This window comes from Clostridium porci, from assembly GCF_009696375.1.
Classification (GTDB): domain Bacteria; phylum Bacillota; class Clostridia; order Lachnospirales; family Lachnospiraceae; genus Enterocloster; species Enterocloster porci.
In genome coordinates, this window is record NZ_VUMD01000013.1 from 109,910 (window position 1) to 118,875 (window position 8,966).

Sequence of the window (8,966 nt, forward strand, 5' to 3'; positions counted from 1 at the left end):
AGTTAACTTCAAGATATTCTTTGAATCGTATATGGTAAATAACCAGTCCTTCGGACAAAATAATGCCAGACCAAAGGCTGGCACAGTGACTTTACCTTGATTTAGTTGAGAGTATCCCAAAGATTGTGTAAGCCTCTAAACTGATGTAAGATAAGCGAGGTGACCCCAAACGTTGGACACACAGACCAACGATTGGAGGTGCAGTTTTATGGGAAAAGAACTTTTCACAGAAGAATTTAAAAGGATGGTTGTTCAATATGTGCTGGATGGACATACCCGCAGAGAAACATCAGAAACGTTTGGTGTCTCTTGTACGCCGATTGAAAAATGGGTAAATCTTTATAAACTTCACGGTGCAGAAGGACTTTTGCGCCGGAATCTGACAGGCAGACAAAAAGGCTTTGATAGCGAATTTCGCTTGAAAGTGTTACAATACAAGCATCAACATAATCTCTCCTGTACACAGACAGCAATGCACGTTTGTCTTGATGTTGTAACGGTGTGCCGCTGGGATAAAAAATTCCGGGAGAAAGGCATGCAGGGACTTATGATGAATCAAAAAGCAGCAACGCCTGCAAAGAGGCAAAAAGCGCAGGAGCAGGCGGAGTTAAAAAAAGAAAACAAGCGGCTTGAAGAAGAAAATCTGCGGCTTCGTATGGAGAACGATTACTTAAAAAATTTGTTGATAATCAGACAAAGGCAACGCAGGGATCACAATATGAGCTAACACTACATCAAGATAGCAACTGGAGGTTTGTAGGATAACATAGTAAAAGGCAGGTACACCATGGCGTGGTTATCTGCCTTAGCTGTTATCTATATTAAATTGTTTTTTTAGAATGTCCTTTAAAGCAAAATATTCTGACGGAAGCTTATTCATAGCAATCCACATTTGAATTGATGTATATTGCAAATCTTCAATACAGAAGCTATTGATATTTTGTTTATCTGCTAAAATATATTTTGGTAATAATGATATTCCACCGCCCATAGCAACGGTATTAAGAATTGCTTCTACAGTATCTAATTCAATTATCATTGGTGATTTCGATTGATGTAAGTTCCACCAATCCAAAAGGGCTTTTCTGTAGGGGCAAGACTTGATATTATTTATGATAATTGGATATGCAAAGATATCATTTATGGAATTGCAGGAGCATGGAGTTGCCAGCATTAAATTTTCTTGAAATTCCAAAACCTGCTTACCTTGTGTAATATTGTGGGTACTGTTAGTGATTATACAATCTAATAGTCCATTAGATAGACTCTGGTCTAATTCGTCTTGATTTAGTGTGGAAACTGACAATGACACATTTGGAAACTGTTTTTGATATTCAATGATACATTTGGGCAATAAATAACCAGCTATTGTCTGCGTTGTGCCAATTTTTAAAGTTTTAGGATTGTTCTGAAAAGATTGTAAGGTCTTATCGAGTAAAGAGATTATCTTTTCTGCTTGATATAGTAATTTTTCTCCATCTTTTGTGAGGGTTACGCCTTTGCTATGGCGAATGAATAGTGTCGTGTTTAATTCACCTTCCAGTTTTTTGATATGTGCAGTTATATTAGATTGAACATACCTCATATTTTCCGCAGTTTTCGATATTGATTTTGTATAAGCAACTTCCCTAAATATTCTAAGTTCCAGGCTTTCCATAATAGCACCTCCAGTATTATTTAAAATGATATCTATCATCATTTACAACTATTATACACATAACGAACTAAAATGTATAATTAAATTGAAATTTGAAGCAGGATAGATAGGAGGAAAAAATAATGATTGCTATGCAATATAAGATTTCACTACCAGATAACTACGACATGAACGTGATTAGACAGCGAGTAGCTGATAATGGACATAGAACGGATGGCTTTCAAGATTTAATATTTAAAGCATATCTCATATCTGAAAAAAGAGATTCTTCAAAGAGTTGTAATGAGTATTCTCCACTATATGTATGGCAGAATAATGATGGCATGAACAAATTCATTTTTGATGGTTACTATGATAATATTTTAAGTTCATTCGGTTGGCAAAAAATAAATATAGGTATTCCAATAACATGTTGTTTGGGAAAAGACTTTAATCTGTCAAAGATTGCTCTTGAAATCGAACATGAAATTACACCAATGGAACAAATGAAAGCTATAAATTTTTCATTGGAGAAAGATGACTGTACAAGTAAAGTGTTAATATACAATCCAGACAAATGGAAATATGTAGAATACTATTTCTATAAAGATAGGCCTATTAAAAAAACTATTGGAAAAATTTATTCAATTTTGCATTTGTCACAATAAAATATGTTTTGAAATATTGAATACATAAATATGCAAAAAAACAAATGCAACTGGCTATGGGGCTATATCTACTAAAAAGCTATGTGATAGGTTGGGATTAAATTTAAACATTACTTCTAAAAGGCATGAATACACAAGGCTGACAAACTATACAGTTACGATTAAACGATACCAACGGGATTGAAAATTTCGTGAAGAACTTTGAGAAGTCCTATTACACATGGAGAAACAGCAACGAAGCTATTATGTAGATACTATCAGAACGGATATACCGACCAGCTCTGCGGTTACAGATGTGATTGTGTGGAATATCGAGCAGTCGGGAACGGACACTTTTTCTGCTACCTACGAAGTAGATCAGCAGATAAAAGAGGGCGACCAAACAAACAATGACACTACCGCTTTTCTGGAAACTTTCTTTAAGCTGTATTCAACAGCCACAGGAAAGGAGCTTGCCTACTATGTATCGGGGAATGTGCTTGAGCCTATCGGCAGGAACCATGTATTTTCGGAACTGGTAAACCCCGTCTTTAAGGCTAACGGGGATAATGTGAAAGTTAAGGTGGCTGTGAAATTCCTTGATAATCAGACAAAGGAAACACAGGTATCACAGTATGAGCTTGTGCTACATAAGGATAGCAACTGGAAGATTGTAGGATAAATGATAATTAGGCTTGCATTTCTGTATTGATTTGCAATTCTAAATATATTATTTATACTTCTGGAAAATCCCGACTAATAAAGTATCTATCGCTTCAGCTAATTCAAATCTAACTTTGTCTGGGGCAGAAAAGGCGTTTCCTAATTGTAAAGTTGTATAACCGTGAATTATTCCAGTAAGCATATTTAATATTTCAAGTGTTTTGTCTTTATTAAGACTGCACGATTGGATAAGAGTAGTTAATAATGAAAGATAGTTGTTAAAAATGGTTGCTGTTTCCTCTGTTCCGTGCCACACAGCCCATTGAATTATTTCATAAACTCCAGGGTGTTCAATCATATAGTTTAGGTATTCGATAGAAACTAACTTAATTGCTTCTTTCCCTGTTTTTCCAACGGCAACTTTCATCATTCTTTCATTCATGTTACGCATACCATTATGAGCAACTTCTAAAAGAAGATTATCTAAACTTTCTATGTGATTATATAAAGATGGTGTACGAATATTTAATTTTTGAGCAACAGATTTTAACGAAACATTATTTAATCCTTTTTCATCTGCTAAGTCTGATGTTGCTTTTATTACTGCTCCCTTAGTGATTTTCATAGTCATGCACCTCATTCAAAATATCATACAAACACAATTCTAACTAATTGAATTAGTGTAGTCAATAACTCAATTAGAAAACTATGCTTGTTTATTGACTTTTCTACAAAAATATCTTAAAATACTAATTAGATTAGTTAAATAACTATTTGAAATAGTATTTTAAGGAGTGATTATATGTGTACGAGATTTGTTTACAATGGTATAGACAAAATTGATGGTTTTAATTTCGATATTGACCTTTCTGTATGGAATCATACTGTAATTACCGAAGAAAATAGATTTTATATTGGTATTAAAATGCCTGACGGTTTGTATCATTCATTTCATGGGGTAAATAAAAATGGTAATGTTGGAACACTTCTTTATGTTCATGGTAACGAAAACGCAAAGTATAGAGAGAGCGAGGACTGTATTACAATATCTGAATTAACAGAAAAATTCATTAAAGGAGAGTTTTCTTTTGATAAAGCCTTAGACATTGTTAAAGAGAAAAAAATTATTTATGCACCAGATGCCACTATGCAAGCTATGCTTTCTGATAAAAAAGGACGAGTTTTAATTATTGAACCCGGAATAGGGTATAGATATGAACAAGAGAAATTTTCACTTATTACAAATTATTCTATTCTAAAACCAGATATAACAAAACCATACATTGTTTCTGGCGACACAAGATACGAAGTAGCTAAAAAGTTATTAGCAGGATACGATAAAGATTTTTCAGTAAATGACGCATTTAAAGTATTAAAATCTGTTTCTCAAAAGGACTTGTGGGCAACTAGGGTTTCATTTGTATATTCTACAGAAAAAAATAAAGTTTATTATGTCTTGGATAATGATTTTAGAAATGTATTTGAATTTCAATTTTAATATTGATGAATTTATAAATCTGCAATTACGATAAGAAAGAAGTTGAATATGATAAGTTTAAGAAAACGGGATATTAAAAAAGCATTGAAAGCAGGTGCAAAAGCTGGCGGTATGCCGTTGGCTGATGTTCGGGCAAATATTGAAGCCCACATTAGAAGTAATATGCAAAGCGTCTGCTGGAAGTGAAACCGCAATAAAGGAAATTTTGAAATTCTATGACGCTTATATCTGTAAATTATGCTTGCGTACTTTTTACCACTCTGAAAGTGGTAAAATCACTATGCAGGTTGATGAAGAATTAAAAGGTCAAATTTATACAGAAATGATGAAAGCAATCTTGAAATTTGAAATCAGAGTGAAGTAATCATATTACACGAATGAAAAACGGGAGATACACAGATGTTTGTGCTATCTCCCATGTTGATTTCAGTGTCATATCAAGGCTCATTCAATGGTGGTAAATTCGTGGTAAAATGAGTATTTTCCTATACTTCAAAGTGCTTGAAAGTATAGTGTTTATGCGGATAATCAAAAAATAGATATAAAATTTAATAAAAACTTCTAAAAGATTGTAGAAGTTCAAAAGGTATTATTCCAGCTTTTTGGGACAGTACGTATCTAAAAACGAAGGAGGTGGTAAGGACTCCCGCTTCAACTGGAATTCCTTGGGAGAGATCCCTGTGAACTTTTTAAAGGTACGGGAAAAATGGGAGTAGTCATAATAGTGCAGGTTAGCGGCCACCTCCGTTGGCGGAAGTCCGGCTTTAAGAAGTAATTTGGATTCATTGATCTTTCGGTAATGGATATAGGCAATGACGCTAAAGCCTGTTTCCTTTTTGAATCTGGAGCACAGGGCTGTCTCTGAAATAAAAAATTTTTTACTAATCTCTTTCAGATTCAGGCTGGTATATAGATTAAGCCCTATATACTGTATAATTGATTGGGTGACAGGAGAATAGTTCTTGTTTACATTGTCATGAAAAAGCTGTGTAAAGTGGATAATGGCGCAGTCACGTACATAAAGCACATCAATTAATTGACTTTTTTCCTCTAGCAGCTGTATATAGTAATCTCTTAACTGATAAATAGTAATAATGTCATGACCAGATTGGATGGCAAGAGCAGCCAATTTTTCCAGCACAACGATAGTATAATTTTTTTCGGAGCGCAGGGGTTTCTTTGTGCTGGCTGGTATAATGCTATTGCTGAGTAAAGCCAAAGACTTCTGTAACTTTTGGGTATTCCCTTCCCGAACTAGGGCGAGAAGCTGCTCTTCATATCGGTAGGTATAGTATTCGGGCTGAAATACTCTCCAATCACAGTCCTCCAGCTTTTTTTCATCAAATAAAATTTTATTCTGCTCTACCTGAAGATGGAGATCCTCCGAGTAGGGACAGTCCGCTTTTCCTGTAAACAGGTAGTTTAAATGAATCAGAAAATCCCGCACATCACCTAAAGAAAAGAAGGGCAGATGCTTAAGGTAGCTGAATAGATTAGGCCATATGGCAGATCGAGCCGTATAGCTGTGGATACGTTCTTTAATCAGATCCTCTGTAAGATGAAGTGTGGTAAAAGGGCCGATAATAAGGATTGTTCCCGGATAGGAATAAGAAATAAACACCTCCTCTAAGGCGCCGGAAAAGACAAAGGGAAGGGGCTGGTTTAAGCCGCCGCAATATGCTTTAAAATCGTAAGGGAGAACATAAACCCGATCGGATACATAAAGATTTTCAAGCTGGAATTGTTCATTAAATACATAAACCGGTAGGTGCGTTAAAATATGTACCGATTTTATCAACTTTTTCTTTAGATGGCTATTTATCATGGCCTAATCCCCCTTGGTATGGATTAAAAATAGAAAGAAAGCTTTAAAAGCTTAGAGCACCTAGCTTTCAAAAATTTCCTGAATGTTTTACAGGACATAATGGATATTCTAACTCTATAAATTAAATCTAATTTAATCAAGTATTGACAGAAAAATAAGTAAAAATATACATAAAAAAGGAAAAAAGTACAATAAAAATAATTTTTTTCTATGTATAGTTAAAACGCTTTTTAATATTTCTTTGCATATCATACTGGTATGGTATGTAATAAGGCAGTTAAGCAAATAATGTTTAAATGCCATGGGAAATATGGGGGGGGGGGTGCAAAACGAAAAAGCAAGGAAGCTTTGAATTTACAAGTTAAAAGAGATTAAAAAGATTGGAGAGATGAACATGGGAAAACTGAAAATGAAGAAGCAAAAATGGCGGTTTAGAGAAGCCAGCCGAAAAGCCTGCGTCCTAATGCTAGGATTAAGCATGGCTGTGCCCTGCGCTGCGTTCCCGTCTGTAGCTGCGGTAAGGAGCGTTGATACAGAATCAGTCTATAAGGCTTCTGGCATGGAAGAATCCTCTCTACGGTATGCTGCAACTCGCTTTGTTCAAATAGCTGATGATAACTCCATTGTGCTGGAAATAACGAAATGGGCGGAGCTGGCTGGAGGCTGGGGAACGGATAAGAATAATCCCTATGCAGGAAAATACCTTTTGAATTTCTATAAACCAGACTTTTATAAGCAGATTCAGAGTATAGAAGTTAAAAGAGGCAATAAAACCGTGGCTATGGATAAAATAGCAGATGGAAACCTGTGGACTCTTGAAATTAATAACGCTAATTTGTCAAGCGGATTGATAGGAGTTGTGTCCAATCATGAGGTAATTATTCGTTTAAAGGATGGAAAAAACTTAGCAGATATAGGGATGGAAAACGATAAGATAGGCTTTTCATCCTTTTGGGTAAAAAAGAATGGAGCCATAGCCGAGGAGTCTGTTAGTGATGGTATCATCTTTGAGAAGGAGAAGGAGAAGGAGAAGGAGAAGGAGAATACCTTTGCGAATGGAAGTATGGCGATGAAAGCTTTAATGGACATGGACACCAAAACATTGTCTACGATACATACTTTTAAGCCAGTGGAAAACTTTAAATTGACAGATTATAATTGGGTTATATATGTTATGGAACAGATCCCCAGTGAGTTGCTGCCTTATATAGATATAAATAATATTTATTTGGGGGCCTCTGATTTAAAAGGAAAATTTAAAACAAAAGCTCCGCTTAAGCTGGAAGTAAGTGACAATGGTTTGGTTGATTCCAGAAACACAGCTGCTATTAGTATCATACATTCTAATACGAAGGAAACCTTAAAGAGTGCAAGAGATCGTCTTCATGATGATGTGTTTCCGGGAGTAGGAGGCGCATCTCAAAGCTATACCATTAAGTATAAGATAAAAGACAACGTTAATATTGCTGACTTTGCCAAGGCGATAACCCAGTATGTAAAAGAAAATGATCAGCAAGTCATCTTTGAACATTGGATGGAGGCTGACTATTTGGATGAAAGAGATGCAGGAAAAGAAACAGAGGTGTTGGAAGGTAGCTATGCAAACACCTACTTAAATAGCAACGATTCAGATAAGGATGGGTTGTTTGATTTTGTAGAGATGCAGCTAGGCTCGGACATGAACGCGGTAGATACAGACGGAGATGGCGTGCCGGATGGAACCGAGTATCTAACAGATGACACAGATATGAAGAATCCGAGACAATATTTGGTTCCTGTGCCAACTACTGATGCACCTACATTAAATCCAAATCAGGAAAATGTTTTAACAGGTAAGCTTCCCAGGATTAAACACAATAATCCGGCGGATGAAAACAATCTGCTGCTGGTAACAAATCCTAATGCGGGAAATGTAGTTGTGAAATTGCATAAATGGGATAAAGACGCTGGAACACCAGTAAACGATCAGGTTCTTGGACAGGCTACGATTTCCTTGACTGAGCTGGATGAAGGAAATTTCAGTATAACCATTCCTGCTAACTCTATGACAGATAAAACAGAGGTGGTTCTGGTAGCCTATAGTCCTGATGGATTAAAGAGCAGTGTTGGAACCCCGATTACAGTGAACGGGCAAAAGGACGCCGAACGGTACGACCCGAAGCCGAAGGAAGTAACCATTAAAGAGGGAGGAACCCTGAACCCGAAGGATGGAATCGAGAACGCGCAGGAACTGCCTGGGAACACGAAGTATACAGAGGAGACCCCAGCGGGAACGGACAAGACGAAGGATTATAATGCGACAGTGAAGGTGGAATATCCGGATGGAAGCAGCGAGACAGTAACCGTTCCGGTGAAGGTGACAAAGAAGAACGATTCCGAACGGTACGACCCGAAGCCGAAGGAAGTAACCATTAAAGAGGGAGGAACCCTGAACCCGAAGGATGGAATCGAGAACGCGCAGGAACTGCCTGGGAACACGAAGTATACAGAGGAGACCCCAGCGGGAACGGACAAGACGAAGGATTATAATGCGACAGTGAAGGTGGAATATCCGGATGGAAGCAGCGAGACAGTAACCGTTCCGGTGAAGGTGACAAAGAAGAACGATTCCGAACGGTACGACCCGAAGCCGAAGGAAGTAACCATTAAAGAGGGAGGAACCCTGAACCCGAAGGATGGAATCGAGAACGCGCAGGA

The 8,966-nt window shown here is 36.8% G+C and carries 10 protein-coding genes; 7 read left to right on the top strand and 3 right to left on the bottom strand.

The annotated features are described in order from the left end of the window. Positions 1 to 208: 208 nt before the first annotated feature. On the top strand, positions 209 to 727 hold the full coding sequence (locus FYJ39_RS21700) for a helix-turn-helix domain-containing protein (RefSeq protein WP_154473183.1): 519 nt from the start codon (positions 209 to 211) through the stop codon (positions 725 to 727). 78 nt (positions 728 to 805) lie between these two features. On the opposite strand, the gene FYJ39_RS14540 is transcribed toward FYJ39_RS21700, so the two are convergent. Then, positions 806 to 1,657: a LysR family transcriptional regulator gene (locus FYJ39_RS14540; RefSeq protein ID WP_195840446.1), complete on the bottom strand. Its 852-nt coding sequence runs from the start codon at positions 1,655 to 1,657 to the stop codon at positions 806 to 808. Between the two features lie 122 nt (positions 1,658 to 1,779). Between FYJ39_RS14540 and FYJ39_RS14545 the strand changes: the two genes are divergently transcribed. Next, positions 1,780 to 2,304, top strand: a complete 525-nt coding sequence (locus FYJ39_RS14545) for a DUF4865 family protein (protein WP_154473185.1) — start codon at positions 1,780 to 1,782, stop codon at positions 2,302 to 2,304. Between the two features lie 220 nt (positions 2,305 to 2,524). After that, positions 2,525 to 2,965: a conjugal transfer protein gene (locus FYJ39_RS14550; protein WP_456236690.1), complete on the top strand. Its 441-nt coding sequence runs from the start codon at positions 2,525 to 2,527 to the stop codon at positions 2,963 to 2,965. Between the two features lie 48 nt (positions 2,966 to 3,013). On the opposite strand, the gene FYJ39_RS14555 is transcribed toward FYJ39_RS14550, so the two are convergent. After that, positions 3,014 to 3,571 carry a TetR/AcrR family transcriptional regulator gene (locus tag FYJ39_RS14555; RefSeq protein WP_154473186.1) on the bottom strand — a complete coding sequence of 186 codons (558 nt, stop codon included), beginning with the start codon at positions 3,569 to 3,571 and terminating at the stop codon, positions 3,014 to 3,016. 177 nt (positions 3,572 to 3,748) lie between these two features. Here FYJ39_RS14555 and FYJ39_RS14560 point away from each other — a divergent pair, with 177 nt between their 5' ends. Genes FYJ39_RS14560 through FYJ39_RS14570 form a run of 3 tightly spaced genes read left to right on the top strand, consistent with a single transcriptional unit; the run spans position 3,749 to position 4,808 of the window. Beyond that, on the top strand, positions 3,749 to 4,444 hold the full coding sequence (locus tag FYJ39_RS14560) for a C45 family peptidase (RefSeq protein WP_154473187.1): 696 nt from the start codon (positions 3,749 to 3,751) through the stop codon (positions 4,442 to 4,444). A gap of 48 nt (positions 4,445 to 4,492) precedes the next feature. Continuing rightward, complete coding sequence (locus tag FYJ39_RS14565) at positions 4,493 to 4,630, top strand: hypothetical protein (protein ID WP_154473188.1); 138 nt, start codon at positions 4,493 to 4,495, stop codon at positions 4,628 to 4,630. After that, entirely contained in the window at positions 4,569 to 4,808 is a 240-nt protein-coding gene (locus FYJ39_RS14570) for a helix-turn-helix domain-containing protein (protein ID WP_154473189.1), read from the top strand. The genes FYJ39_RS14565 and FYJ39_RS14570 overlap by 62 nt, the downstream gene beginning before the upstream one ends. A gap of 225 nt (positions 4,809 to 5,033) precedes the next feature. On the opposite strand, the gene FYJ39_RS14575 is transcribed toward FYJ39_RS14570, so the two are convergent. Further along, positions 5,034 to 6,269, bottom strand: a complete 1,236-nt coding sequence (locus tag FYJ39_RS14575; RefSeq protein ID WP_154473190.1) for a YSIRK-targeted surface antigen transcriptional regulator — start codon at positions 6,267 to 6,269, stop codon at positions 5,034 to 5,036. Positions 6,270 to 6,663: 394 nt separating this feature from the next. Here FYJ39_RS14575 and FYJ39_RS14580 point away from each other — a divergent pair. Continuing rightward, positions 6,664 to 8,966 (top strand): Rib/alpha-like domain-containing protein (locus FYJ39_RS14580; protein ID WP_195840447.1); only part of this gene is annotated, 2,303 nt, incomplete at its 3' end.